The following is a 25738-nucleotide window of genomic DNA, read 5'->3' as shown; positions in this document are numbered from 1 at the left end:
GTGTTGCCCTCGTCACCTTGGGTGGAACGTGGGGGGACTGAGTACCCGGGCTGAGTACGCGCACTCATGCGGGCGCGGGGCCCGCGGGAGAGGCTGGGGTCCTGAACCAGGGCGAGTGATGCCTGAACGACGGCAACCAAGGAGCGCGGGGCAGTGGAGTTCGTAGTCGGTGACATGGCGATCACCACGGTCGGCACGGATGGCGACGACCGGGCGATCGAGTTCCTGGTCAGGCCGGAAGGGACGCTGGAGGAAGGACACTTCGCGATCTTCCGCGAGCACGGCCAGGGCTGGGAGGGCGCCCGCCTGACCATCGACCCGGCGGCGGCCAGCGTCCCGGTGGCGGCGATCGAGTGGGCGGTCGAGTTCGCCCGCGAATACCTCTGACGGGGCCCGGGCCCCTCCCAGGCCGGGGGCTCCGGTGGGCGGGCTTCGGGGGATCGGGAGCCGCGCGGGCGGGGACGGAGGAGGCGCGGGGGCTTCGCGGGGTCGGGGGACGCTCGGGCGGAGCCGGGAGGGTGTGGGGTGGCTTCAGGGGGCGGGTTCCGCGCGGGCGGGGACGGAGGAGGCGTGGGGGCTTCGCGGGGGCGGGGGACGCTCGGGCGGAGAGGGAAGGGTGAGGGGAGGCTTCGGGAGGTCGGGAGCCGCTGGAGCGGTGTCAGGGATGTGCTGGGGGTTTCCCGTCAGTCCCATCGTCTCTCCGCTGTCGGGCCGGCCCGTCAAGGGCGCTCGTTCCTCGCGTCGCTTCGCGATGTCGCTGCGCTCCACACTTGACCGACCGTCCCGCCCCGGACATACGAGGACAGCCGGGAAGCCCCCAAAGGAACGGGCCGGGGGATCGAGCAAGAGACGGGGCGGCCAGCGATGCGCGGGCAGAGCCCGGTGCGCGTCCAATCGCTACGCGCTCCTGTGAGACGGCGTCCGCGAGCCCCTTGTGGCTGGACATAAGCCGCCCCAAATCGCTACGCGCTCCTGCGGGACGGCGCCTGCGAGCCCCTGTGGCTGGGCATAAGCCGCCACCAACCGCTACGCGCTTGTCGATCAGGCGTCTGCGATCCGTCTGGGGCTGGTCGCGGGCCGCAGAAACCTTCCTCCACTCTTCATGGACAGCGTCTGGCCCCTGTGTGGGGGAGGAAAGGCGTCAGACGACGGCTGGAGCGATGCCAATCCATGTCTGGGCGGGTGTGTGCCTCGAAGAGCCGTCAATTCGCCCCAATTGCCCCTGTCTGTACCGACGGCTGGGATCCCATGGTGGTCTTGATGGGGGTTGGGTTCGGCTGAGCCGATGGATCGCCCTTCCGCCCCGCGATAGGGCCCCTATCGACCCCAGATGAGGGGCGGACGCGGTCGTCGAGAAGCGCGTAGCGATTGGTGGCGGCCTATGACCAGCCCAAGGGGCTCGCTGACGCCGTCCGGCAGGAGCGCGTAGCGATCGATGGCGGCCTATGCCCAACCCAAGGGGCTCGCAGGCGCCGTCTGGCAGGAGCGCGTAGCGATTTGCGGCGGCTTATGACCAGCCCAAGCGGCTCGCTGACGCCGTCTCGCAGGAGCGCGTAGCGATTGGACGCGCACCGGGCTCTGCCCGGACGCATCCGACGCCCCGTCCTGAAATCTGGTCCCGGCCCGTTCCTTTGGGGGCTTCCCGGCAGTCTTTCGGATTTCCGTGGCGGGACGGTCGGTCAAGGGTGGAGCGCAGCGACATCGCGAAGCGACGCGAGGAACGAGCGCCCTTGACGGGCCGGCCCGACACGGGGAGACGATGGGACTGACGGGAAACCCCCAGGACATCCCTGACACCGCTCCAGCGGCTCCCGACCTCCCGAAGCCTCCCCTCGCCCTTCCTGCTCCGCCCCGCGGCTCCCGTCCCCGCGGCTCCCGTCCCGCGGCTCCCGTCCCCGCGGCTCCCGTCCCCGCGGTTCCCGCTGCCCGCGGCTCCCGTCCCCGCGGTTCCCGCTGCCCGCGGCTCCCGTCCCCGCGGCTCCCGTCCCCGCGGCTCCCGTCCCCGCGGCTCCCGCCCCCGCGGCTCCCGCTGCCCGCGAAGCCTCCCCCCGCCCTGCCGACAGCGCGTCTGCGCAGCGCAGCAAGTGGCGGCCACCGGGTGCCGGTAAGCCTCCCTTGCCGGGCGGGCGTTGTCGGTGGGGCGTCGTATCGTCGGGGAGTGAAGTCGCTGCGGATCATCGCGGGGGATGCGACGAGTCCCCAGGCCAAAGGGCCCAAAGTCATTGCTCATGTCTGCAACGACCTCGGGGGGTGGGGGAAGGGGTTCGTGCTGGCCGTTTCGAAGCGGTGGCCCGAGCCGGAGGCTGCGTACCGGGCCTGGCACCGGGGGCGCAGCGGCAACGACTTCGGGTTGGGCGCCGTGCAGCTGGTGCGGGTGAAGCCCGACGTGTGGGTGGCCAACATGGTCGGGCAGCGCGGGATGCGGACCGGGAGCGGGGGCCCGCCGATCCGTTACGACGCCCTGGAGCGCTGCCTGGTCGCGCTGGCCGGGCACGCCGTCGAGCTGGGTGCGAGCGTGCACATGCCGAGGATCGGATGCGGGCTGGCGGGCGGGGTCTGGTCGCGCGTCGAGCCGTTGATCAGCGGGGCGCTGTGCGAGCGGGACGTCGAGGTGACCGTCTACGACCGGGGCTGAACCGATCCGGCCGTGACCGGGGCCGGGTCGGCGCGTTTCTCCCACGTGACGCTCGACGACCTGTACACCAGCATCGTGGCCGAGGAGATCGAATCCCCGGCCGAACCCGAACGCCTGCCCCTCCTCACCCGGGCGGAGGCCGACCTCGTGCTCGCCGTGCTCGACGTCGTCGCGGGTGGTTCCATGGACGACGAGGTGCGGTCCACCGCCCGGGCCCTGCGGTCCCGGCTCGGACCGCGGTTGTGTACGGAAGGGCCGCATTCCGGTTTGACCGCGGGGTAGGCCGAGGTAGGAGGCTGGAGTCATGGACATCCGGTCAGCCGACATCCCCGTAACCGCCCCCCTAACCGCCCCCGTAAAAACCGCCCCTGTCACCGTCCCCAGCCCGACCGACCACCGGCCCGACCGGTGGTCCGGCGGGTTGCTGGACCTCGACGCCTATCTGGCCCGGATCGGGTACGAAGGTCCCCGCGAGCCCACCCTCGCCGTGCTGCGGGACCTCCAGCGGGCCCACACCACCGGCATCCCCTTCGAGAACGTCCACGCCGTCCTCGGCCGGGACCTGCCGCTCGACCTGCCCTCCGTCGAGGCCCGGCTCGTACGGGACCGTCGCGGCGGCTACTGCTTCGAGCACGTGCTCCTCTTCGCGGCCGCCGTCGAACGCCTCGGGTTCCACGTCACCGGCATGATCGGCCGGGTCAGCCTGGGCGCGCCCAAGGTGCTTCCCGCCACGCACGGCCTGCTCGCCGTGACCGCCCGCGACGACGACCGCGAGTGGCTGTGTGACGTCGGCTTCGGGGCCGGTCCGCTCGGGCCGATCGAACTCGCCGACGGCGCCCACGTCGCGTACGACGGCTGGCGGCACCGGCTGGAGCGGCGGCCGGGCGCCCACGGCATCGATCAGTGGTGGCTGTTCCAGACCGCCCCTCGTCCGTCCGGGCCGGACGACGACCCCGGGCGCGCGCCGACGCCCTGGGTCGACCGTCACACCTTCACCCTCACCGCCCAGTACCCGATCGACTACGTCGTCGGCAGCCACTTCGTGGGCACGAACGCGCGCTCCCCGTTCGTCCGCCGGCTCTTCGCGCAGCGCATGACCCCGGCCGCCCACCACAGCCTGGACGACCTGACGCTCGTCACCACCCTCCCCGACGGGTCGAGCACCACCGAGGAGATCGCCGCGGAGGCGCTGGACGGAACCCTGCGCACGGTGTTCGGGATCGCGCTCAAGGAGGAGGAACTCCGTGAGATCGCCGCCCGACGGGCGGCGGACGCCTGACGGTCAGCGGCCCGGGAGGCGTTCCAGGATCACCAGGGGGATCTGGCGGGGCCGGGCGGCCGACTGGTCGTCCTCGAACGGGGGCCACAGGGCGGTCATCATCTCCCAGTACACCTCCCGTTCCGTCGCGGTCGCGGTGTGCGCCGTCGCCTCGAAAGCGGCGGCGCCCACCTGGAGGCGGACCTCCGGGTGGGCGGTGAGGTTGCGGTACCAGTGGGGGTGGTCCGGGGCGCCGTCGGCGGAGGCCACGACGAGGAAGCGGCCCGCGTCCTCGCCGTAGATCAGCGGGATGCGTACGGTGGTGTTGGTGGTGCGGTCGAGCGTGGTGAGCAGCAGCGTGGGGACGCCGTGCCACAGGTGCCCGTCGGCGCCGGCGGTGCTGACGTAGGCGCGGACGTGGTCGAGCCGTGGGCCGGGTCGCGGGTCCGTGGGGTGGTCCCAGTCGACTTCGAGTGTGTGCATTTACCTGTCCTTAGGGTCGTGGCCCCCTGGCGGCTAACGAGCATTAACGATTCTGGATGCGTACGACCCGTAGCGCGCGTCTATAAGTCTGGACCAAGCTCCGTGTCATGGATCTGGAGCTGAGGCATCTCAAGATCGTCAGGGCAGTCGCCGACGCCGGGAGCCTGACCCGCGCCGCCACCGTGCTCGGTCTGGCGCAGCCCGCGCTCAGCGCGCAGCTGAAGCGGGTGGAGCGGGCGCTGGGCGGCACGCTGTTCGTGCGCGGGCGGGAGGGCGTACGGGCCACCGCGCTCGGGGAGCTGGTGCTGGAGCGGGCCAGGGTGCTGCTGCCCGCGGTGTGCGAGCTCCAGGAGGAGGCGCAGAGGTTCGCACGGCAGGGGGCGCAGGGCTATCGGCTCGGCGGGACGCACGGCCCGCTGCTCGGCGGGCTCGTGGACCGGCTCGCCGATGAGGAGCCCGGGGTTCCGGTGACTACGTACACCTCCTGGTCGGAGCGGGAGGTCGCCGGGGGCGTGGCCGAGGGGCGCCTGGATTTCGCGCTGGTCGGAGTCTGCGGCGAGAGCGCGCCGCCGGAACCCGGGCGGCTGGCGTGGATGGAAGTGGCGCGCGATGCGGTGCACGTGATGCTGGCCGAGGAGCACCCGCTGGCCCTGGGGCGCGCGCCGCGCGAGGAGGTCGCACTGGCAGAGCTGGCTGCCGAGGCCTGGACGGACGTCCCCGGTGACGGGTGTTTCGGCGACTGCTTCGCCGCGGCGTGCGTGCGGGCGGGATTCACGCCCGCCCGTGTCTACGAGACCGACACGGCCTCCTGCGTGCACCTGGTGCAGGTGGGGCGGGCCGTGGGCCTGTGCCGGGCGACCTTCCCGGCGACCCCGGGGGTGGTCACCCGGCCGCTCGCCGGGACTCCGCTGGTGTGGCGGCACGTGCTCGGATGGCACCCCGCCGCGCGGGTCGCTGCGCGGGCGGTGGAGGTGCTGGGGCATGCGAGGGCGGCCCATGCCGAGGCCCTGGGGCGGGCGGCGGGCGGGGGATCGGCCCTGCGGGCGGCTCCGGTCTCGGGGGCGTTGCGGCCGGCCGAGCCGTGGCCTGCGGCGTAGTGCGGGCCGGGCCGGGCCGGGCAGGCCCGGGCCGTGCGGCGGCGCTGCCCCGGGCCCCCGCGCCTCGAACGCCGGCGGGGCTGGATCGGTGCGGTGCCGTGCCCCCGGGCTCCCGCGCCTCGAACGCCGGCGGGTTGGGCTGGTGCGGCGGGACGGCGACGCCCCCGGCGGGGCCGGGGGCGTGGGGGGCAGCCTTCGGGCGGTGCCGGGCCTACGGCAGGTAGCGCTCGATGACCTGCGGGCCCTCCTTCTCGATCAACTGGCGGGCCTTCTCGACCCGCTCCGGAGTCGGGTCGTGGCCTGTCGCCATCACGAGGTCCTCGGGGTCGTACGGTCGTTCCCCGCCCGTGAAGAGCCGGTCCGACCGTGTGGGCTGCTCGTCGGGTTCACTGACCATCGCGTACCTCCTACGGTTTCCCTGCCCCCATACTCCGGCCGCCGCCCCATGAACGCACTTCGACCTTCGCGGGGCGACGGGCATACCACCGGGGGAGGGGCCAACCGGCAGCTCCCGCAGGAAGGTTCGGATTTCTACGGTTTCCGCAGACCCCCCACCGGAAACCGAGGAGATCCCCCATGCTCAAGCGACACGCCCGCGCGGCGTGTACCGCCCTGGCCGCCGCCGGGCTGCTGCTGGCCGGGACCGGCGGCGCCGTCGCCGACCCGGCCCCCGCCCCCGCGGTGCCCTCCGCCGCCACCACCCTGCGGACCGCCGACGCACCCCCCGAGCTGCTCGCCGCCATGCAGCGCGACCTCGGCCTGACCCCCACGCAGGCCAAGGCCCGTCTCGCACACGAAGCCGAGGCCGGGGCCACCGCCGCCCGCCTCCGGGACCGGCTCGGCGCGGCCTTCGCCGGGGCCTGGGTGGACGGGGCCGACGCCGGCACCCTCACCGTCGCCACCACGCGGGCCGGCGACACCACCGCGATACGGGCCGCCGGGGCCCGGGCGAAGCTGGTCGTCCGTACCCTGGCCGACCTCGACGGCGCCAAGGCGGTACTGGACCGGGCCGCCGGCCCCGCGACCCCCGTCCGCTACGTCGACCCGCGCTCCAACACGCTCGTCGTCGAGGAGACAGAAGAGGGTGCGGCCGCCCGGCTGCTCGCCGGGACAGGCACCGACCCTGCCCTGGTCACGGTGATCCGTACGACCCAGGCCCCGCGTCCGCTCTACGACCTGCGCGGCGGGGACGCCTACTACATGAACGGCAGCGGCCGCTGCTCCGTCGGCTTCCCCGTGACCAAGGGGACCGTCAACGGCTTCGCCACCGCCGGGCACTGCGGGCGCGCCGGGACCACCACCACCGGCTTCAACCAGCTCGCCCAGGGCTCCTTCCAGGCCTCGGTCTTCCCCGGCAACGACATGGCCTGGGTCGCCGCGAACACGAACTGGACCTCGACCCCGTACGTGAAGGGCAGCGGCGGCGCGAACGTGCAGGTCGCGGGCTCGGTGCTGCAGCCGGTGGGGGCTTCTGTGTGCCGGTCCGGCTCGACCACCGGATGGCACTGCGGCACGATCCAGCAGCACAACACCAGCGTCACCTACCCCGAGGGCACCATCTCCGGCGTGACCCGTACGACGGTCTGCGCCGAGCCGGGCGACTCCGGCGGCTCCTACATCTCCGGCAGCCAGGCCCAGGGCGTGACCTCGGGCGGCTCCGGCAACTGCTCCAGCGGCGGGACCACCTTCTTCCAGCCGCTGAACCCGATCCTGTCGGCGTACGGGCTGACCCTCAAGGTCGGCGGCGGCGATCCGGGCCCCGGCCCCGGTCCCGGCGAGCCCGAGCCGGGCGGCACCTGGAAGGCGGGCACCGTCTACGCGGCCGGCGCGACCGCCACCCACGGCGGTGCGACCTACCGCTGCATCCAGGGGCACCAGGCCCAGACCGGCTGGGAGCCGCCGAACGTCCCGGCCCTCTGGCAGCGGGTCTGATCGGTTCGGTGACCGGTGCCGTGACTGCCAAGGGGGGAGTCACGGCACCTTCCCCGTGCGCCGCGCGCGTCAGACCAGGACCGCGGCCAGCGTGCCGAGCGCGCCGAAGACGGTCAGCAGGCCGCAGATGGCCAGGTTCACGGTCCGGTGCTCCCAGAAGACCGCGACGAACTCCCGGATGGTGGCGCTCGGCCAGTAGTACTTCGCGGTGGGGGAGCCCAGCACCTGCCCGTTGACGCCGGTCTTGCGTGCCAGCATCGCGGCCCGGAAGGCGTGGAAGTTGTTGGTGACCACCACGCACCGGTACGCCGGATCGTGCGCCTCCATGATCTCCCGGCTGAAGCGCATGTTCTCCTCGGTCGTGGTGGACCGGTCCTCCAGCACGATGTGGTCAGCCGGCACGCCCTCCGAGATCAGCCAGTCCGCCATCGCCCGGGCCTCCGCGACCTTCTCGTCCGAGCCCTTGCCGCCCGAGACGAGCAGCACCGGCGGCCGGCCGCCGCGGGCCAGCTGACCCGCGTAGATCTGCTGCCCCTTGCGCAGGCGTGAGGCCAGCAGCGGCGGCACGCGGTCCCCGCCGATGAGGCCCGAGCCCAGCATGACCACGTGGTCGATGTCGCCGCGCACCTTGATCCGGCCGTAGAGGAACGCGTAGCCGAGGAAGCAGAAGAAGACGAAGGAGACGTAGCCAGCGACGACGGTGAGGGTTCCGGCGATGCCGCCGAGGACGGGGGAGCCGACCACGGCGACGAGGACCAGCAACGCGATCAGCGCGAAGATCGCGAGGCCCGCGAGCATCGACAGCAGGTTGGCCGGGCGGAAACCCTCCTTGCGGACCATCGTCATGCCGTTGCGTACGAGGAGGACGCCCAGCGCCAGGATGCCGAACGCGGGCGAGGCGAAGGTGAGGACGGCGACCGTGACGCCCGCCCAGAAGGGCAGTTTGCCCACTTGGAGGAAGAGGGCCGAGAAGGCCGTGAGGAAGGTCAGTCCCAGGAGCACGGCGTTGCTGAAGCGGCGCCGGTCCTGCCGGACGCTTATGCAGAACGCGAGGAAGAGCAGGGCGGCGAGGGCGAAGGCGACCATGGCGCCATCGTAGGTGGCGGATCCACCGCGGACGGCGGCCGGTTCACCGGGGGTCGGCGCCGGTCCGGCGCACCGAACGTCCGGCCAGCACCTGGGTCCTGCGCCCCTCGCGCATCACGAACCGTCCGCCGATCAGGACGTGCGGGATCCCGGTGGGCAGCGTGCGGGGCCGCTCGTACGTGGAGCCGGCCGCGACCGTGTCCGGGTCGAAGAGGACGAGGTCGGCGCGGTGGCCCACGCGGACCAGGCCGCGGTCGGGCAGACGCAGCCGCGCGGCGGGGCGGCCGGACAGGTGCGCGACGCACTCCTCCAGGGAGAGGAGCCCGAGTTCGCGGACGTAGTGGCCCAGGTAGTACGGGAAGGTGCCGTACGCCCGCGGGTGCGGTTTCGCGCCCTGGAGGATGCCGTCGGAGCCGCCGGTGTGCGCGCGGTGGCGCATGATCGTCCGGACGTTCTCCTCGTGGCCGACGTGCTGGAGGATGGTCGGCGCGAGCCGGTCGCCGATCAGCAGCCGGCGGGCGGTGTCCCAGCCGTCCACGCGGGTGCCGACGTGAGCGGAGTACGCGGGATCGGCGACGCCCGAGACCTCGATCGTCGACCAGTCGACGGGGACCCCGTGGCAGCCGTCGGCGCCCTCGTTCTCCAGCGCGTGGCGGATCCGCGCGGCCTGGTCGTCGTCGCGCAGCCGGGCGAGGACCGCCTCCGGGCCGCCCGCGTTCGCCCAACTGGGCAGCAGCGCCACGAGGGTGGTGCAGCCGGGGGTGTAGGGGTAGCTGTCCAGGGTGATGTCGGCGCCCGCGTCCAGGGCCGCGTCGAGGAGGGCGAGGAGTTCGGGGGCGCGGCCCTCGTTCTCGCCGAAGTTCATGGTGGCGTGCGCGAGGTGCAGGGCGCAGCCGGCCTCCCGGGTCAGGTCGACCATCTCCGCGTAGGCGGCGAGGGCGCCGCGGCCGTAACTGCGGTGGTGGGGGCAGTAGTAGCCGCCGTGGTGGGCCACCACGCGGCACAGTTCGGCCAGTTCGGAGCCGGAGGCGTACATGCCCGGGGTGTAGGTGAGCCCGGAGGACATGCCGACGGCGCCCTGGGCGAGGCCGTCGGCGACGAGGGCGCGCATCCGGTCCAGTTCGGCCGCGGTCGCCGGGCGGTCGTCCCAGCCGACGACGTGGGCGCGGACCGTGCCCTGGGGGACGAGGTAGGCGGCGTTGACCGCGACGCCCTCGCCGCCGAAGCCGCGGTCCAGCCGGTCGAGGTACTCGCCGACGGTGCGCCAGTCGAAGTCGATGTCGTCGCCGGGGCCGTTCCAGCCGGCGATGGCGGCCCGTACCGCGTCGAGGGTGCGGTCGTCGACGGGCGCGTAGGACAGGCCGTCCTGGCCGAGGACTTCGAGCGTGACGCCCTGGGCGGCCTTCGCACTGTGGTCCGGGTCGCGGAGCAGGGCGAGGTCGCTGTGGGCGTGCATGTCGACGAAGCCGGGGGCCAGGACGAGACCGTGCGCGTCGAGGGTCTCGCGGCCCCCGGACAGCCTGCCGACGGCGGCGATCCGGCCCTCGTGGACGCCGACGTCCGCGGTGTACGAGGGGCCGCCCGTGCCGTCGACGACACGGGCGCCCCGCAGGACCAGGTCCACGGCCGGGCCGGCCCTAGAAGAAGGTGCGGACGAAGTCGGTGACGGTGCCGTCGGCCTCCACGACCGGGATCAGCGGCCACTTCTCGAAGATCGTGCACGGGTGGGACATGCCGAGGGCCACCCAGTCGCCGACCTGGACGTCGTCGGCCGATCCGGTCTCCAGCCAGGCGTGCTGGTCGGACAGCTTCACGACGCGGATGCCCGTGGCGGGCCGCTCCCCGCCGGTGAGCGGGTCACGGACCAGTTCGGCCTCGGGCAGGCCCAGGTCGTAGGCGATGTCGCGCTTGCCCGCGTTGACGAAGGCCTGGGTGGGGGAGGGTCGGGAGACGACCTGGGTCCACAGGCGGAACGCCGGGCGCAGGCCGCCCTCCTCGGGGTGGCGGTTGAAGGGGGTCAGGCGGGTGTACCAGCCGTGGTCGTGGGAGACGTATGCGCCCGAGCGGAGCAGCTTGAGGACCGGCCGGGAGAGCTCAGGGAGCTCGGCGAAGACATCGGCGACGGCGTCGAACCAGGCGGAGCCGCCGGCGCTGACGACGATCTCGTCGAGGTCGGCCGCGAACCGGCCCGCCTTGTCGAACTCGACGGCGAGGGCGGTCAGCCGGCGCAGGTACGCGTGGACGCGCGCGGGGTCGGCTTCGGGTACCTCGGCCTCGTAGCCGCCCATGCCGACCAGGCGCAGGGTGGTGGTGGCGGCGACCGCGTCGGCGACGGCCCGGCAGTCCTCGTCGGTACGGGCACCGGTACGGGCGCCCTCGCCGGCGCCGAGCTCGACGACGACGTCGATGCGGGCGGGCGCGCCCTGCAGGGCCCGGTCCATGAGCTGGACCCCGCGCACGGAGTCGACGTAGCAGACGAAGCGGAAGCCGGGGTCGGCGGCGAGTTCGCCGGCCACCCAGCGCAGCGCGGCCGCGTCGACGAGCTCGTTGGCGAGGAAGATCCGCCGGATGCCGAAGGCGCGGTAGACGCGGGCCTGGTGGGGGACCGCGGCGGTGATGCCCCACGCGCCGTGGTCCAGCTGGCGGCGGAAGAGCTGCGGGGACATGCAGGTCTTGCCGTGCGGGGCGAAGGCGAGGTCGTGGCGGGCGGCGTAAGTACCGAGGGCGGCGAGGTTGTGCTCCAGTGCGTCCGCGTCGAGGGTCAGGACCGGGGTGGTGAACCCGCCGGTGTGCAGGTCGCGGCGCTGGGCGGCGAGCTGTCCGACAGTGAGGCCGTCCGCCTGGGCGTCCGGGGGCAGTCCCTTGAACCGGTGGTCGACCGGCTCGTCGGCGAGGTCCTTGACGGGGTCGCTGGCGCTGGCCATGCGGATGCCTCCCGGGTGTGTTGCGTTGGCTGCAACGATCGTTGCGTGTACCACTGCATGCTGTCTAACATCCCCGGTGACGACCGGTCAACGTGCGGGGCCGTCGCGGGGCTCCGCCCCCGGACCTGCGCGCCTCACACGCAGGCGGGCCTGAATCCGGAGGACGAGGTATGAGCCAGTCGGTGGAACGGGCACTCGCGGTCCTGCCGCTGCTCGCGAAGGGACCCGCCGGGCTCGGCGACGTCGCCGACGACCTGGGCGTGCACAAGAGCACCGCGCTGCGCCTGCTGCGCACCCTGAACGAGCGCGGGTTCGTCTACCGACGGCCCGACGGCCGCTACCGCCTCGGCGCGCAGCTCTTCGCGCTCGCCGCCGAGGCCATCGAGAACCTCGACGTCCGCGAGGTCGCCCGTCCCCATCTGGCCGAGCTGAACCAGGCCACCGGGCACACCGTGCACCTCGCCCTGCACCAGGACGACGAGGTCGTGTACGTCGACAAGGTCGACAGCCGCTACCCGGTGCGCATGTACTCCCGCATCGGCAGGCCCGTGCCCCTCACCGTCGCCGCCGTCGCCAAGCTGCTCCTCGCCGACCTGCCCGAGGGCGAACGCCGGGCTCTCGCCCACCGCATCGAGTACCCCCGCTACACCGCCCGCTCCACCCCGGACGCCGAGGCCTTCCTCCGCGAACTGGACCTCGTACGGGAGCAGGGCTGGGCCACCGACCTCGGCGGCCACGAGGAGTCGATCAACTGTCTGGGCGCGCCCGTGCGGGGGCCCGACGGGCGGGTCGTCGCCGCGCTGTCCGTCTCCGCGCCCGGCGTGGTCGTCCCGGCGGAGGGGCTGCTCGAACTGCTGCCGCAGGTACTGCGCACCGCCGGTGCCATCAGCCAGGATTATTCAGGAGTACAGGAGACAGCGTGACCGAGAAGACCGCCATCACCCCCGCCACCCACACCGTCCCGCCCGCGAAGTTCTCGCACGGGGTGCGCAAGGGGAACATCCTGCAGGTGGCCGGGCAGGTCGGGTTCCTGCCGCACGTGGAGGGCCGACCGCCGACGCCGGCCGGGCCGACGCTGCGCGAGCAGACCCTCCAGACGCTGGAGAACGTCCGCTCCGTGCTGGAGGCGGGCGGCGCGGGCTGGGACGACGTGATGATGATCCGCGTCTACCTCACCGACACGGCGCACTTCGCCGAGATGAACGACCTGTACAACGCCTACTTCCAGGAGCAGGGGCTGCAGGAGGTCCCGGCTGCCCGCACCACCGTGTACGTGGGCCTGCCGGCCGGGCTGCTCATCGAGGTCGACGCCCTCGCCGTCCTGGGCTGACGTCCCGCGCGCACGGGGACAGGGGCCGACGCCCCGCCGCAGGGGAAGGGGACGCCCCCTGGCGGCGGGGCGCCCCCGGTTCAGGTGCCCGCGTGCCCCGCTATGAGCAGTACTGGGCTTCCTTGCCGATCGAGCGGTACATGCAGTCCGCGTTCTCCAGGAGCTGGAGCACCGCGTCCTTGTTGCGGGCGGTCTCGCGGTCGATCACCTCGTCCGGCGGGTAGAAACCGCCGCCGCCGCTCTCCGGGTACATCTCGAAGGTGTAGGAGAAGATCTTCTGGTTGCCCCACAGCCAGTCGTCGATCGTCCCGTCCGTGATGTACAGGTCGCTCGACTGCTCCGGCGTGTAGCCGTTGCTGGCCGCCATGCTCGTGCCGATCTTCTTGTAGACGGCGAGGTCGTCGGCGGTCAGGCCCGGGGCGGTGTCGTTGTAGGTGTAGCCGAAGGGCCACAGCACGAGCTCGCTGTAGGTGTGGAAGTCGATCGCGGCCTTGATCTGCTGCTTGCCGCCGACGACCCGGCTGCGCACGAAGTCCGAGACGACCTTCACCTCCGGCGCGGACTCGGCGGCCGCGCCTCGGTAGGTCTCGGAGCTCTTGCTGCTGCTGGAGCCGCCGCAGCAGCCCCACTTGTAGTTCCAGTTCCGGTTCTCGTCGGTGCCGACGTAGGAGGATCCGGAGTTGGGCTGCCGGTTCTTGCGCCAGGAGCGGTAGGAGCCGGTGGCGATGTCGTACTCGCCGCCGTCCGGGTTGAGGTCCGGGACGATCCAGATCTCCCGGCCGTTGACGGCGTTCGTGACGCGGGAGTCGGTGCCGTACTTGGAGGTGAACTCCTTGAGCAGGTAGAGCGCCATCTCGACGGTCAGGTGCTCGCGGGCGTGCTGGTGCGCGGTGAAGAGCACCTCGGGCTCGGACTCGTCCGCCGCGACGTTGTCGCTGATCTTGATGGCGAGGAGGTCCCGTCCCTGGTACGACTTGCCGATCACCCGCTTGGAGGCGATCGCCGGGTACTGCGCGACGAGCTGGTTGATCTCGGCGGTCGCCTCGGCGTAGTTGTGGTACTTGGAGTCCGCCGAGGGGAAGTCCATCGGGCTCGCGGCGATGCCGGGCAGCGAGCGGTCCGGGGGCCCGGGAAGGGCGGTCAGCTTGTAGCCGAGCTCCTTGAGCTTCCTGGCCTGCATGGTGTCGGCGCTGACCACCACGGTGTGGTCGTCCACCTCGTCGATCGAGACGCCCGTACGGAGCAGGGCGGTGCGGTCGGCGACGGTGGAGGGGCCGTGGATCCGGTACTGGACGATGGCCTCGTCCTGGGTGGCGGTGGACGGGCTGGGCGGTGGCGCTGCCGTCGCGCTCATGCCGTAGGCGGGTGCGCCCAGCGCGAGCGCCAGCAGGGCCGCCGTCAGGCCGGCCCTCCGGCGGGTATGGAGCCGCATGCGTTCTCCTGGGTGGGGAGTGTGGGGGTAGCCGTGCGGACGCGCTCAGCGTCCTCTCGTGGCATGTCCCGGTCAAGGACCTCAGGTGCGGGCCGAACCGATCCGGCCACCCCCACACGTACCGCCTACGGGAGCCCGTGGACCTTGGGACCCACCGAGTTCGACCAAGCACTACCCGCCTTGGCGTCCCAGTTGGTGGACCAGGTCATCGCGCCGCGCAGGCCCGGGTAGGTCTTCGACGGCTTGAAGGATCCGCAGTTCGTGCCGCGGGCCAGGCAGTCCAGGGCGTTGTTGACGACGGTCGGGGAGACGTAGCCGCTGCCGGCGCCGCTGGGGGAGGCCGGGACGCCGATGCCCACCTGGGAGGCGTCGAGCCCGCCCTCCAGCTGGATGCAGGCCAGCGCGGTGAGGAAGTCCACCGAGCCCTGGGAGTAGACCTTGCCGTCGCAGCCGTTCATCGAGCCGCTGTTGTAGTACTGCATGTTGACGACGGTGAGGATGTCCTTGATGTTGAGCGCCGTCTTGAAGTAGCCGCCCTGCGTGGACTGCATGTCGATCGTCTGCGGCGCCATGGTGATGACCAGCGACGGGCCCGCCTTCGCCGACAGGGCGCGCAGCGCCTGCGTCATGTAGGTGGGGTTGAGGCCGTTCTCCAGGTCGATGTCGATGCCGGTGAAGCCGTACTCCTGCATCAGGGCGTACGCCGAGTTCGCCAGGTTGGTCGCGGAGGCCGGGTCGTTGACGGTGATGGTCCCCTTCTCGCCGCCGATGGAGAGGATGACCGACTTCCCGGCCGCCTTCTTCGCGGCGATGTCGGCCTTGAACTGGGCGACCGTGTAGCCGCCGAGGCCGGCCGAGTCGAGGTTGAAGGTGATGGCGCCGGGTGTGGTGGTGGCGTCGGCGAAGGAGACGGCGATGATGTCGTACTGCGCGGAGACGTCGGAGATCCTCTGGACGGTCGCGCCGTTGTTGAAGTTCTGCCAGTAGCCGGTCAGGGCGTGCTTGGGGACGGCCGGGTTCCCCGGGTTCCCGCCGCCGGTCGTGGTCCCGGTCACGGGAGCGGACTTGGGACCCTCGCCCGCCGCGCTGTACGCGCTCACCTGGAAGGAGTACGAGGTGGCGGGCGTGAGCCCGGTGATCGGGGCGGAGGTCCCGGACACCGTCCGGACGCGGGCGCCGTCCTGGTACACGTGGTAGCCGGTCGCCCCGCTGACGGGGTTCCACGAAAGGGTGAGTCCGTTCGCGCCCTGGCCGGAAACGGCGGCTCCGGCCGGTGCGCCCGGGATGCCCGGGCCGGGGTCGGTGCCCCCGCCGCCGTCCGGGCCGAAGACGCTGAACTCGTCCACGGTGTAAGCCGGCTGGCCGTACCAGCCGTGCGTGTAGACGGTGACCTGGGTGGTGGAGGGGCCGGTGGTGAAGGTGGTGGACAGCTTCTGCCAGCCGCCGCCCGAGCCGGGGGTCCAGGTGGAGACGTCCTGGGTGCCCGTCCCGGTCGCGCCGAGGTAGACGTAGCTGCCCTGCACCTGTGTGCTCAGCGTGTACGTCGAGTTCGGCTTGACCGTGACGGTCTGACTGCAGCGGGCGTTGTCGGAACCGGCCGGGGCGGCCTTCAGGGCGCCGGCCCCGGCGTAGACGGGCGAGGACACTGCCGCGCCGCTCCCGCCGGTGCAGGACCAGTCGGCCAGACCCGACTCGAAGCCGCCGTTGCGGGCGACGTTGACGTCCGCGGCCTGTGCGGTACCGGCGGCCAGAGCCGTCAGCGCCCCGGCGGCGACGGTGACGGCCAGCGGCAGGGAGAGGGAGCGTATGCGGTTCACGTGGGCTCCGTGGGGGGAGGTGTGGTGGGGAGGCGAGAGCCGGACCGTGTGGGGTGGGGCCGACTCACGGCGTGCGCTGCCAAGTTGGTCCAGACCAATCCTCGTGTCAAGGGTCTTCGCAAAGTGGCTTGAAATGGCTGATTGTGTGATCCCTGTTGTCCAGGTTTTTCGTCACCTGTGACCGCTGCCTTACACACGGGAATCACCAAGCCCCTGACCTGCCAGGGGTGACGCGGTTATGGTGCTGGGGCAAGGGGGGATGGGCGACGGGCCGTCCGCGGTCGTGCAGTGGTGCGCGCACGCGACTCGGCTGCGACGCGTCCCCGTCGAGCGCGCGAAAGTCCGGGCGTACGGGGAGAACGTGGGGGAACGGGGGAATTCGCGTGCCGACCGCCATCGCTGTCACCAGCGCCGACCTGGTGCTGCCGGCCCCTGACCGGCACACACCCGGGGCCGCCCTGCTGCACCCGCCCGAACAGCACGACCTGGAGTCCGCCCTCGCCGAAACCAGCGCCCTGCTGGAGCGGCACGGCCACGTCGTGGCCCTCGTACCGCCCTGGCTGCCGCGGCCCACCGTCCAGCGGCTGCACACCGTACGGGCCATCCTGGAAACCGACCGGATCGCGCTGCTCGACATCGATCTGCCGCCGCTGGCAACGGCCCTGCTGGCCCGTCAGCTGCGCCAGCTCAGCGTCTGTGACTTCAGCCCCGGAGTCATCGCCTCCGCGGCCCGGCTGCTGTCCCACTACATCTACGCGGGCGCCCTGCTCGGCTCGGTCGCCAAGCTCGACCGGGTCCGCGTGCCCGTCGGACTGGGGGCGCACGCCCGGTCCTGGTCGCCGAGCGCGCAGTTCGCCGTACTCGCCCACCCGACCCCATATCTGGCCAAGCTGGGGTCCGCCGGCGGCGGGCGCAGCGGCCGCGGCGGGTCGCACGGCTCACACGGCGCGTCACACGGCTCACGCGCCGGCTCACGCGCGGCGTCGGGCGGCGGGCCGAACGGTCCGTCCCACGGCGGGGCGCACGGTGGGCCGAGCGGTACGTCGCACGGCGGGCCGCACGGCGCTTCCCACGGCGGGGCCGCGGACCTGCCCGCCGGACCCGACTTCGCCACGCACCTCACCTTCGCGCGCGGCCACCTCGCCTCCGACTGGGTCGCCGCCGAACTCGCCCCCGCCTGGCAGGTGCAGGGCGTCCTGGAGAACCCGCTGCCGGCCGCCTCACCCGCCTGGTGGGGCACCCCCAAGCTCGTCGAGTTCGCCGCCGGCATCCCGGACCTGTCCGTGCTCTACCAACTGGTCGCCTCGGTCCGCCGCGAGCGGTGCCGCTGGTGCGGCCTGGAACTCATCGGCGACCGCTGCGGCTTCTGCGCCGCGCCGCTCACCGCCCCACCGCCGCCCGCGGCGGTGCCGGCGAGCAACGGCCGCTCCAGACCCTGACCGACGACCGAACGTACGAATGAAGAAAGAACGGCGAGGTAGTACGGCCTATGAACTCACGCCAGCGCCGCGGCGTCATTCTGCTGCTCCTGTCGGTCCTGTGCGCCCTGGGGGCCTTCGCCGGAGTCCTCGTGGTGATCGGCGACGTCAACTCCAAGGTCGGCTCCGAGGTCGTCGCCTACCGCGCCAAGGCCGACATAGCCCCGTACACCCCGCTGGCGGCCGGCCAGTTCGAGGAGATCAGGGTTCCCGAGCGGTGGCTGTCCGACACGGCCGTCACCGACCTCGGCGCGCTCAGGGACAAGATCGCGCTCACCACGCTGAAGAAGGGCTCGCTGCTCCAGAGCGACATGTTCGTCGACCGGCCGCAGCTCCAGCCCGGCGAGCAGGAGATCGCGATCATGATCGACGCGGCGACGGGCGTGGCCGGGAAGATCACCTCCGGTGCCAAGGTCAACATCATCGCCACCTTCAAGGGCGCCAAGGACACCGAACCCTCCCGTTCGGTGATCATCGTCGCCAACGCCCGGGTCCTGAACGTCGGCAAGCTCACCGCCCTGGAGAAGGACAGCGACCGCAAGGGCCCCTCCGAGGCCGTCCCCATCACCTTCGCCCTCAGCACCAAGGACACCCAGCGCGTCGCGTACGCCGAGTCCTTCGCGGAGCACGTGCGGCTGGCGCTGGTCGCCCCCGGCACCGACTCCGCGCCCGCCGCGGGCGACCGTACGTACACCCTCGACGGGGACAAGTGAGGCCCGGATGACCACCCGAATCCTCCCCGCGGTCGCAGACCCGGACGCCGCCCGCATCTTCTCCACCCTCCTGAGCCAGCTCCCGTCGGCGGAGCCCGCTGCTGCCGTCGCCGACTCGACCACCCTGCTGGACACCCTCGCCCGGCTCGCAGCCGACTCCCTCGACGACCTCCCCGAGGTGGTCCTCGTCCACGAGCGGATCGGCCCGGTGCCCGCACTGGAGCTCATCCGGGAAGTCGCCCTCCGCTTCCCGGCCGTGGGTGTCGTCCTGGTCTCCTCGGACGCCGGCCCCGCGCTCTTCTCCGCCGCGATGGACTCCGGCGCCCGCGGCCTCGTCGGCCTGCCGCTGTCCTACGAGGAACTCGCCGCCCGCGTCCATGCCGCCGCCCAGTGGGCCGTCGGCGTCCGCCGCCACCTGGGCAGGGGCCCCGCCGACACCCCCACCGGGCCGGGCGGACGGGTGGTCACGGTCACCGGGGCCAAGGGCGGTGTGGGCACCACCTTCACCGCCGTCCAGTTCGCGCTCGCCGCGGCCGCCTCGGGACGGCGTACCGCACTGGTCGACATGGACCTCCAGGCCGGCGACGTGGGCTCGTACCTCGACGTGCAGTTCCGGCGCTCCATCGCCGACCTCGCCGGGATCCAGGACATCTCGACGCGGGTCCTCCAGGACGCGGTCTACGAGGACCGCACCGGACTCGCGCTGCTGCTGGCCCCGGCCGACGGCGAACGCGGCGAGGAGGTCGACGACCGGGCCGCCCGCCACATCGTCGGCGCCCTTCGCAGCCGCTACGAACTCGTCGTCGTCGACTGCGGGACCCAGGTGACCGGTGCCAACGCCGCCGCGGTGGAGATGGCGGACGTCGCGGTCCTGGTCACCACCCCCGACGTGATCGCGGTACGGGCCGCCAAGCGCATGGTCCGGCTGTGGGAGCGGCTCCAGGTCCGCAAGGCCGAGGACACCTCGGTCGTCGTCAACCGCTGGAGCAAGCACACCGAGATCCAGCCCGCCCTCATCGAGAAGATCACCAAGACCCGTGCCACCCGCACCCCCGTCCCGGCCGCCTTCAAGGAGCTGCAGGCGGTGGTCGACGCGGGCCGCGTCCAGGACCTCGACAACCGCTCGACGGTCAAGCAGGCCCTGTGGACCCTGGCCGGCGAACTCGGCCTCCTGGCCGCCGCCCCGGACACCCCGGCGACCCCCGCCCCGCCGGGCGGCGCCCTCACCCTGCGCGCCGCGGGCACGGTCTCCCGCCTGCGCCGCGGCCGGGAGGGCTGACGGATGCCCGCCCGGAGAGGAGCCCGGGGCGACCGGGGCCAGGTGGCGATCGAGTTCGCCGGCACGGTACCGCTGATCCTGCTCCTGGTGGCGGCGGTATGGGAGTGCGTCCTGATCGGATACGCCTTCTCCCTGGCGGGCAACGCGGCGGACGAGGCGGCCCGGGCGGGGGCGGTGCACGGGGGTGCGGCCTGCGACGCGGCGGCGAGGGAGCACATCGGGGAGGCGTGGGACCTCCAGGTGGACTGCGGCAGGTCGGGCGACATCTACCGGGCCAGGGTGCGCCTGTCCCTTCCCGTCCTCCACCCGGCGCTCAACTTCGGCGAGATCGACGGCACCGGCGGCGCCGCGCTGGAGAAGGAGGCCGAGTGACATGAGACGGCGCATCCGCTCCGACCGGGGCCAAGTGGCCCTGGAGTACATCGGCTTCATACCGATCCTGCTGTTCGTCGCGCTGTGCGCGATCCAGCTCGGCTGGGTCGCGTACGTCCACGAGCAGGCGGACACGGCCGCCCGTACGGCGGCGCGCGTGGAGGCCCAGCACCCGGGCCGGGGCGCGGCGGCCGGACACGCCGCCATCCGCGAGGGACTTCCGGCGGTGGTCGACGTGGACCCGGGACGCGACGCGGTGACCGCGACCGTGACCATCCGCATCAACTCGATCATCCCCGGGCTGGACCCCGATCCGGCCAGGGCCACAGCCGTCATGCCCAACGACGACCCCGAGGTGACCGGACCATGAGCCTGCGTTCCCGGGTCAGCACCCCCGACGACCGCCACAGCCCCCGCGAGGACGGCCGGCTGGTCTCCTCCTACCGCGCCAAGCTGCTGGAGGAGATCGACCTCGCCGAGATGTCCGCGCTCGCACCCGCCGAGCGCCGGGCGCGCCTGGAACGCGTACTCGGGCACATCATCAGCCGCGAGGGTCCCGTCCTGTCCACCGTCGAACGCGCGCAGCTCATCCGCCGCGTCGTCGACGAGGCCCTCGGACTCGGCGTGCTCGAACCGCTCCTCGAAGACGCCTCCATCTCCGAGATCATGGTCAACGGACCCGACCAGATCTTCGTCGAGCGGTCCGGCCGCGTCGAGCAGCTCCCCCTCCGCTTCGCCTCGCACGAACAGCTCATGCAGACCATCGAGCGCATCGTCTCGACCGTCAACCGCCGCGTCGACGAAGCCAATCCCATGGTCGACGCGCGCCTGCCGAGCGGCGAGCGCGTCAACGTCATCATCCCGCCGCTCTCCCTGACCGGCGCCACCCTCACCATCCGCCGCTTCCCGCGCGCCTTCACCCTGCACGAGATGATCGCCCTCGGCTCCCTCGACGAGCAGATGCTCCTGCTGCTGTCCGGGCTGGTCCAGGCGAAGATGAACGTGATCGTCTCCGGCGCCACCGGCACTGGCAAGACCACCCTCCTCAACGCCCTCTCCGGCCTGATCCCGGAGGGCGAGCGCATCATCACCATCGAGGACTCCGCCGAACTGCAGCTGCAGCAGGCGCACGTCATCCGCCTGGAATCGCGGCCGGCGAACGTCGAGGGCAAGGGCCAGATCACCATCCGCGACCTCGTACGCAACTCCCTGCGCATGCGCCCCGACCGCATCATCGTCGGCGAGGTCCGCGGCGGCGAGACCCTGGACATGCTCCAGGCCATGTCCACCGGCCACGACGGCTCCCTGGCCACCGTCCACGCCAACAGCTCCTCCGACGCCCTGACGCGCCTGCAGACCCTGGCCTCCATGTCGGAGGTCGAAATCCCCTTCGAAGCCCTCCAGGACCAGATCAACAGCGCCGTCAACGTCATCGTGCAGCTGACGCGCTTCGGCGACGGCTCGCGCCGCATCACGGAGATCTCCATCCTCGAATCACACGGCCGCGAACCCTTCCGGATCACCACGGTCTGCCGGTTCGTCGCCCAGCCCATGGGGCCGGACGGCCGCGTCCAGGGCTACTTCCAGTACTACCCGCTGCCCCGCCGCATCGCCGAACGCCTGTACATGAACAACCAGCCCATCCCGCAGGCCTTCGGCGTCGCGCTGCCCGACGACCCCCTCACCACCCCGCACATCACACGGACCGCCCTGTGAACCCACTGATCCTCCTCACCCTCGGCATCACGCTGCTTGCCTGTGCACTCGCGGTCGTCGGCCTCCAGGCGTACGCGGCCGGACGCGCACAGCACGCCGCCCTCGTCGAACGGCTCTCGGCGAGCGGCGTCCCCGAGCCGCTCGGCCGGGTACGCCGCTTCCGGAAGATCGACCGCCGGCTGCGGAAGACGAAGTTCGGCCGGCGCATCGAGCAGAAGCTGGCGACCACCGGCCTGGACCTCACGCCCGGCGAGTTCTTCGTCCACATGCTCGCCTCCATCGCGGGCGTCTGGCTCATCGCCTCGTCCCTCCTCGCGCCGTTCTTCGGACCGGTCGCCGGCCTCATCGGCATCTGGGCGGCGAACGCGTTCCTGAACTGGCAGCGGACACGGCGTACGGAGCGCTTCATCAACCAGCTCCCCGACCTGGCCCGCATCCTCGCCAACGCCACCCAGGCCGGGCTGGCCCTGCGTACCGCCATCGGCATCGCGGCGGAGGAGCTGGAGGCGCCGGCCGGCGAGGAACTCGCCCGGGTCGCCGACCGCCTCGCCGTCGGCCACTCCATCGAGGAGTCGCTCGGTGAGCTCACCGAGCGCCTTCCGTCGCGCGAGCTCGTCGTCCTCGTCTCGACCCTCGTCCTGTCGGCGCGGGCCGGTGGCGCGATCGTGGACAGCCTGCGCAACCTGACGGTGACGCTGGAGCAGCGCAAGGAGACACGTCGCGAGATCCGCACCCAGCTGTCCCAGGTCACGGTGACGGCCTACCTGGTCCCGGCCATCGGGCTCGGCTCGCTGCTCCTCGTCGACATGATGATGCCGGGCGCGCTGGACCGGATGACGGGCGCGTTCTTCGGACAGACGGCCGTCCTCGTCGCGCTCGGCCTCTTCGCGCTGGGCTTCATCCTCATCCGGCGCCTGTCGAAGATCGACGTGTGAGGGGGCGGACGGGACGATGACCGCACTTCTCCTCGCTCTCGCCGTGGGCCTCTCGGTGTTCGGCGCGTTCCACGGCGTCCGCCTCTACCGGGCGGACGTGAAGCTCCCCACCGACCTCGCCCTGGCCCTGGAGGTCGGAGCGACCCGTACGACGGCGGTCGGATCGCTGGTCGACCGCATCGGCATCCGCTGGGCGCCGCTGGTCCTGCGCGCGATGGGCGCGACCCGGGTGGCCCGCAAGCGCCGGCAGATCGACATGGCGGGCAACCCGGCCGGCCTGACGATCGACCGGTACGCGGCGCGGCGCGCGGTGTACGGGGTACTGGGCGCCGCGGGTGCCTTCTCCATGCTGGTCAACGGCCAGTTGGTCGCGGCCCTGCTGATGGTGGCGTTCGGTCTGTTCTGGATGGAGGTCGGCCTGTGGTCGGCCATCCGGGTCCGCCGCGACCACATCGAGCGGACGCTGCCGGACTTCCTGGACGTCCTCGCCGTGGTGGTGAGCGCGGGGCTGGGCTTCCGGCAGGCGCTGGACCGGGTGGCCGGCAAGTACGAGGGGCCGTGGGCGGACGAGATCCGCATCACCCTCCAGCAGATGGACATGGGCGTCAGCCGCCGTCAGGCCTTCGACGAGCTGCGGCGTCGCAACGACAGCGAACAGGTCGCGCAGTTCGTGACAGCCCTGCAGCAGGGCGAGGAACTCGGTTCCCCGATCGTCGACACACTGATCGCGATCGCCGAGGACATGCGCCGTACGGACGCCCAGAACGCCCGCCGGCGGGCGGCTCGGGCCGTCCCGAAGGCGACCTTCGCCGTGACGATGTTCATGCTGCCGGGCACGCTGATCCTGCTGGTGTGCGGCTTCGTCTACGGCGCGAACGTCGACTTCGGCGCGCTGTTCGGGGGTGGCTGAACGATGGCGCGGCTGAGCGTGCTCATCGCCGACGGGAACCCGGTCATCAGGGCGGGCCTCGCGGCCATCCTGGGCGCGGCCGGGGACGTCGACGTGACCGCGCAGGCCGCGGACGGCCGCGAGGCCCTGAGCCTGACCCGCCGGCACGCTCCGGACGTGGTCCTGTTGGACGTCCGGATGCCGGGGGTGGACGGGATCTCGGCGCTGCCGCACTTGGTGCAGCTGGCGCCCGTACTGATGCTGACGTACAGCAGGGAAGCAGAAATCGTGCGCGAGGCCCTGCTGCTGGGCGCCGGCGGCTACCTCGTGCACGGGGAGTTCACGGCCGACGAGCTGGTCAGGGCCGTTCACGACGCACCCCTGGGCCGCCCCCACTTCACCCCGACGGCTGCGAGTGCCCTGCTGGCGGAACTCAGGGCCTCTTCGCATCCGCAACGCGATGTGGCACAGTCGTCCGAGCGGATGCACAACTCTGTTGTCTTCGGGCTGAGTTCCCGGGAGGTGGAGATCATGGATCTGATCGCGTCCGGGATGAGCAATCAGCAGATCGCCGCCGCCTGCTTCATCAGCGAGAAGACGGTCAAGAACCACATCAACCGCATCTTCGCCAAGCTCCGGAGCGCCACGCGCAGCGAGGCGATAGCCCGCTGGCTGGGAACCGCCCGTCCAGGAGTGACCGGTCATGGGTAGACAGAGTGCGCAGTGGGTCCGTAATTGGGTCCCGGGACCCTTGGTTACGACTGGTGACTCGCCGTACCGTCCGCAGATCGACACCGGTACCGGCCCGGGAGGGAACCCCCATGTCACAGAACACGCTGCTGAAGGCCGCCGTGGAGGCGCGGATCAGGGTGAACGGATGGGCGGACACGGCCGTGACAAGGCTTCGCCAGCGCCACGCGACCCTCGACCGAGGCCAGACGGCCTTCGAATACCTCGGCATCATCCTGGTGGTGATCGTGATCGTCGGAGCGATCGTCGGCTCTGGTGTCGGGACGGAGATCACCACCAGGATCAAGCAGGCAGTGAAGGACATCAAAGCCGGCTGATGGCGTCGCTTGGGCAGCGAACGGCTGACCGAGGGCAGGCCTTCCCCATCTACGTCATCGTGGTGGCGGGCCTGCTCTTTGCCGCGCTTGCGTTCTTCGTCGTCGGCCAGGCTTCTGTGACTCGGAGCGACGCCCAGGGTGCCGCGGACGCCGCAGCTCTGGCGGCCGGGCGAGCGGCCAGAGACGACGTGCTGCTGGGTCTGGACCTGGCCGCTCTAGCGCCTGCGGACTGGGAAAGGATCCTCGAAGGGAAGGCCTTCGAGGTCGGTGAAGCATGCGGCGAGGCCACGGCCTTCGCTGTGCAGAACGACGCGACAGTTACATCGTGTGATCCCGCTCTCCCCAGATTCTCCGTCACAGTGGAGACCAAGAAAGCAGTTGGTCAATCGGTGATTCCAGGGACCGAGAGCATGCACGGAACCGCCACAGCCACGGCCGTGATCAAGCCGAGGTGTCACCTGGGCGCGGCACCCGCTCCAGCGCCCACCCCCATCCCCACTCCCACCACGCCAGGCGGGGGCGGCTCGACGCCCCCGGCGACGCCGACGCCGACTTCGTCAACGGTCAACCTCGATTGCGGCGGAGATTTGATCAAACTCGACCCGCTCAAGCCGGGCTCGCTCAGCGGATTGACCAGAAGACTGTTCAGCGTGCGACTCGTCGGCTGACAGGGACCGAGAGACAAGGAAGCGTTCATAGATGAGCATGCGGCGCATGGTGAAGGTCCGCGGGGGAGTGGCTGTTGCAGGGGCGGCGGCCATGGTCCTCACGCTGGCCGGATGTGGCGGCAACGGCGAAGACAACAAGCCGAAGGGTGAGCGGAAGCCCTCGGCGCCCCAGTCTCAAGGATCGGGAGCGCAGAACCCAGCGCCGAGTGCGAGCCAGGGTTCCGAACCGACCGCTGTTATCGCCACCGTGAACGGAGCGAGTGGCATGACGCTGGTAATCCATTCCTTGCAGCGCGATCCTGGCGGCTTCCTGACGATCAATGGACAAATCAAGAACACCGGCAGCCAGTCCTTCACTGGTACTTCGGCATGGCGGGGAATCGAGCTGAAGGGCAGCGGGGAGTCCGTGGCGGGGGCCACGCTTGTCGACAAGGCGGGCAAGAAGCGCTATTACGTACTTCGGGACACCGAAGCGCGTTGCCTGTGCACCACGGGGATCTCGAGCGTCGACCCGGGCCAAGTGGTGCCGTTTTTCGCGCAGTTCCCTGCCCCGCCGACCTCGACCACAGAGGTGGAGTTCAGCCTGCCCACCTTTGCCACGGCCACAGTCAAAATCTCGGGGTGACC

27 protein-coding genes are annotated in these 25738 nt (G+C 71.7%); 20 read left to right on the top strand and 7 right to left on the bottom strand.

Annotated features, from left to right (window positions below; genetic code table 11):
• Nucleotides 1–153 precede the first annotated feature (153 nt).
• From ACZ3X1_RS13995 to ACZ3X1_RS13980, 4 genes are all read left to right on the top strand, one after another.
• A complete protein-coding gene (locus ACZ3X1_RS13995) occupies nt 154–387 on the top strand; it encodes a hypothetical protein (protein ID WP_030665735.1) in 234 nt (77 codons plus the stop codon).
• A 1771-nt stretch (nt 388–2158) separates the two neighbouring features.
• Nucleotides 2159–2635, top strand: a complete 477-nt coding sequence (locus ACZ3X1_RS13990) for a macro domain-containing protein (RefSeq protein WP_356815979.1) — start codon at nt 2159–2161, stop codon at nt 2633–2635.
• 12 nt (nt 2636–2647) lie between these two features.
• Nucleotides 2648–2917 carry a hypothetical protein gene (locus tag ACZ3X1_RS13985; protein WP_467279743.1) on the top strand — a complete coding sequence of 90 codons (270 nt, stop codon included), beginning with the start codon at nt 2648–2650 and terminating at the stop codon, nt 2915–2917.
• A gap of 139 nt (nt 2918–3056) precedes the next feature.
• The gene (locus tag ACZ3X1_RS13980) at nt 3057–3914 is read left to right on the top strand and encodes an arylamine N-acetyltransferase family protein (RefSeq protein ID WP_467279741.1); all 858 of its coding nucleotides are present in this window, start codon (nt 3057–3059) and stop codon (nt 3912–3914) included.
• Nucleotides 3915–3917: 3 nt separating this feature from the next.
• On the opposite strand, the gene ACZ3X1_RS13975 is transcribed toward ACZ3X1_RS13980, so the two are convergent.
• Nucleotides 3918–4376: a nitroreductase/quinone reductase family protein gene (locus tag ACZ3X1_RS13975; protein ID WP_467279739.1), complete on the bottom strand. Its 459-nt coding sequence runs from the start codon at nt 4374–4376 to the stop codon at nt 3918–3920.
• Between the two features lie 107 nt (nt 4377–4483).
• On the opposite strand from ACZ3X1_RS13975, the gene ACZ3X1_RS13970 reads away from it, so the two are divergent.
• Nucleotides 4484–5473, top strand: a complete 990-nt coding sequence (locus tag ACZ3X1_RS13970) for a LysR family transcriptional regulator (RefSeq protein ID WP_467279737.1) — start codon at nt 4484–4486, stop codon at nt 5471–5473.
• Nucleotides 5474–5684: 211 nt separating this feature from the next.
• Here ACZ3X1_RS13970 and ACZ3X1_RS13965 read toward each other — a convergent pair whose 3' ends face one another.
• Entirely contained in the window at nt 5685–5870 is a 186-nt protein-coding gene (locus tag ACZ3X1_RS13965; protein ID WP_356812886.1) for a hypothetical protein, read from the bottom strand.
• Between the two features lie 179 nt (nt 5871–6049).
• Between ACZ3X1_RS13965 and ACZ3X1_RS13960 the strand changes: the two genes are divergently transcribed.
• The gene (locus ACZ3X1_RS13960) at nt 6050–7405 is read left to right on the top strand and encodes a carbohydrate-binding protein (protein WP_467279733.1); all 1356 of its coding nucleotides are present in this window, start codon (nt 6050–6052) and stop codon (nt 7403–7405) included.
• A 69-nt stretch (nt 7406–7474) separates the two neighbouring features.
• On the opposite strand, the gene ACZ3X1_RS13955 is transcribed toward ACZ3X1_RS13960, so the two are convergent.
• The 3 genes from ACZ3X1_RS13955 to ACZ3X1_RS13945 are packed head-to-tail and all read right to left on the bottom strand — an operon-like array spanning nt 7475 to nt 11415.
• Nucleotides 7475–8491, bottom strand: a complete 1017-nt coding sequence (locus tag ACZ3X1_RS13955) for a YdcF family protein (protein ID WP_356812884.1) — start codon at nt 8489–8491, stop codon at nt 7475–7477.
• A 43-nt stretch (nt 8492–8534) separates the two neighbouring features.
• Nucleotides 8535–10115 (bottom strand): N-acyl-D-amino-acid deacylase family protein, encoded by a 1581-nt coding sequence (locus ACZ3X1_RS13950; protein WP_467279729.1) that lies wholly within the window; start codon nt 10113–10115, stop codon nt 8535–8537.
• Between the two features lie 13 nt (nt 10116–10128).
• A complete protein-coding gene (locus tag ACZ3X1_RS13945) occupies nt 10129–11415 on the bottom strand; it encodes an amino acid deaminase (protein WP_356812882.1) in 1287 nt (428 codons plus the stop codon).
• Nucleotides 11416–11585: 170 nt separating this feature from the next.
• Here ACZ3X1_RS13945 and ACZ3X1_RS13940 point away from each other — a divergent pair, with 170 nt between their 5' ends.
• Both ACZ3X1_RS13940 and ACZ3X1_RS13935 read left to right on the top strand, forming a co-directional pair.
• On the top strand, nt 11586–12338 hold the full coding sequence (locus ACZ3X1_RS13940; protein ID WP_356812881.1) for an IclR family transcriptional regulator: 753 nt from the start codon (nt 11586–11588) through the stop codon (nt 12336–12338).
• Entirely contained in the window at nt 12335–12745 is a 411-nt protein-coding gene (locus ACZ3X1_RS13935) for a RidA family protein (RefSeq protein WP_467279724.1), read from the top strand. The genes ACZ3X1_RS13940 and ACZ3X1_RS13935 overlap by 4 nt, the downstream gene beginning before the upstream one ends.
• Before the next feature lie 100 nt (nt 12746–12845).
• Here the strand turns inward: ACZ3X1_RS13935 and ACZ3X1_RS13930 are convergent, their stop codons facing one another.
• Together ACZ3X1_RS13930 and ACZ3X1_RS13925 are read right to left on the bottom strand one after the other, a co-directional pair.
• Nucleotides 12846–14177, bottom strand: a complete 1332-nt coding sequence (locus tag ACZ3X1_RS13930; RefSeq protein WP_356812879.1) for a M14 family metallopeptidase — start codon at nt 14175–14177, stop codon at nt 12846–12848.
• 125 nt (nt 14178–14302) lie between these two features.
• Nucleotides 14303–15994 carry a chitinase gene (locus ACZ3X1_RS13925; RefSeq protein ID WP_467279720.1) on the bottom strand — a complete coding sequence of 564 codons (1692 nt, stop codon included), beginning with the start codon at nt 15992–15994 and terminating at the stop codon, nt 14303–14305.
• Between the two features lie 383 nt (nt 15995–16377).
• Between ACZ3X1_RS13925 and ACZ3X1_RS13920 the strand changes: the two genes are divergently transcribed.
• The 12 genes from ACZ3X1_RS13920 to ACZ3X1_RS13865 all read left to right on the top strand — a co-directional run bounded on the left by ACZ3X1_RS13920 (nt 16378) and on the right by ACZ3X1_RS13865 (nt 25736).
• Nucleotides 16378–17433 carry a hypothetical protein gene (locus tag ACZ3X1_RS13920; RefSeq protein WP_467279717.1) on the top strand — a complete coding sequence of 352 codons (1056 nt, stop codon included), beginning with the start codon at nt 16378–16380 and terminating at the stop codon, nt 17431–17433.
• Nucleotides 17434–17483: 50 nt separating this feature from the next.
• Nucleotides 17484–18185, top strand: coding sequence for a Flp pilus assembly protein CpaB (gene cpaB / locus ACZ3X1_RS13915; RefSeq protein ID WP_467279715.1), 702 nt, complete (start codon nt 17484–17486; stop codon nt 18183–18185).
• A gap of 7 nt (nt 18186–18192) precedes the next feature.
• On the top strand, nt 18193–19464 hold the full coding sequence (locus ACZ3X1_RS13910; protein ID WP_467279712.1) for an AAA family ATPase: 1272 nt from the start codon (nt 18193–18195) through the stop codon (nt 19462–19464).
• A gap of 3 nt (nt 19465–19467) precedes the next feature.
• Nucleotides 19468–19836: a TadE/TadG family type IV pilus assembly protein gene (locus ACZ3X1_RS13905; protein WP_467279709.1), complete on the top strand. Its 369-nt coding sequence runs from the start codon at nt 19468–19470 to the stop codon at nt 19834–19836.
• A 1-nt stretch (nt 19837) separates the two neighbouring features.
• Entirely contained in the window at nt 19838–20206 is a 369-nt protein-coding gene (locus ACZ3X1_RS13900; protein ID WP_356812872.1) for a TadE/TadG family type IV pilus assembly protein, read from the top strand.
• Nucleotides 20203–21552 (top strand): CpaF family protein, encoded by a 1350-nt coding sequence (locus tag ACZ3X1_RS13895; protein WP_356812871.1) that lies wholly within the window; start codon nt 20203–20205, stop codon nt 21550–21552. The genes ACZ3X1_RS13900 and ACZ3X1_RS13895 overlap by 4 nt, the downstream gene beginning before the upstream one ends.
• Nucleotides 21549–22487 (top strand): type II secretion system F family protein, encoded by a 939-nt coding sequence (locus ACZ3X1_RS13890; protein ID WP_467279707.1) that lies wholly within the window; start codon nt 21549–21551, stop codon nt 22485–22487. The genes ACZ3X1_RS13895 and ACZ3X1_RS13890 overlap by 4 nt, the downstream gene beginning before the upstream one ends.
• Before the next feature lie 16 nt (nt 22488–22503).
• Nucleotides 22504–23397: a DUF5936 domain-containing protein gene (locus ACZ3X1_RS13885; protein ID WP_356812869.1), complete on the top strand. Its 894-nt coding sequence runs from the start codon at nt 22504–22506 to the stop codon at nt 23395–23397.
• Between the two features lie 3 nt (nt 23398–23400).
• On the top strand, nt 23401–24087 hold the full coding sequence (locus ACZ3X1_RS13880; protein ID WP_356812868.1) for a response regulator transcription factor: 687 nt from the start codon (nt 23401–23403) through the stop codon (nt 24085–24087).
• A gap of 110 nt (nt 24088–24197) precedes the next feature.
• Nucleotides 24198–24443, top strand: coding sequence for a hypothetical protein (locus ACZ3X1_RS13875; protein ID WP_362626551.1), 246 nt, complete (start codon nt 24198–24200; stop codon nt 24441–24443).
• A complete protein-coding gene (locus tag ACZ3X1_RS13870) occupies nt 24443–25111 on the top strand; it encodes a pilus assembly protein TadG-related protein (RefSeq protein ID WP_467279704.1) in 669 nt (222 codons plus the stop codon). Before ACZ3X1_RS13875 ends, ACZ3X1_RS13870 begins: the two co-directional genes overlap by 1 nt.
• Nucleotides 25112–25142: 31 nt before the next feature.
• Nucleotides 25143–25736, top strand: coding sequence for a hypothetical protein (locus ACZ3X1_RS13865; RefSeq protein ID WP_467279702.1), 594 nt, complete (start codon nt 25143–25145; stop codon nt 25734–25736).
• Nucleotides 25737–25738: the final 2 nt, after the last annotated feature.

The sequence above is a fragment of the Streptomyces sp. NPDC023541 genome, from assembly GCF_055559995.1.
The sequence above is the reverse complement of the archived record's forward strand: the minus strand, read 5'-3'. Positions and strand labels throughout refer to the sequence as shown.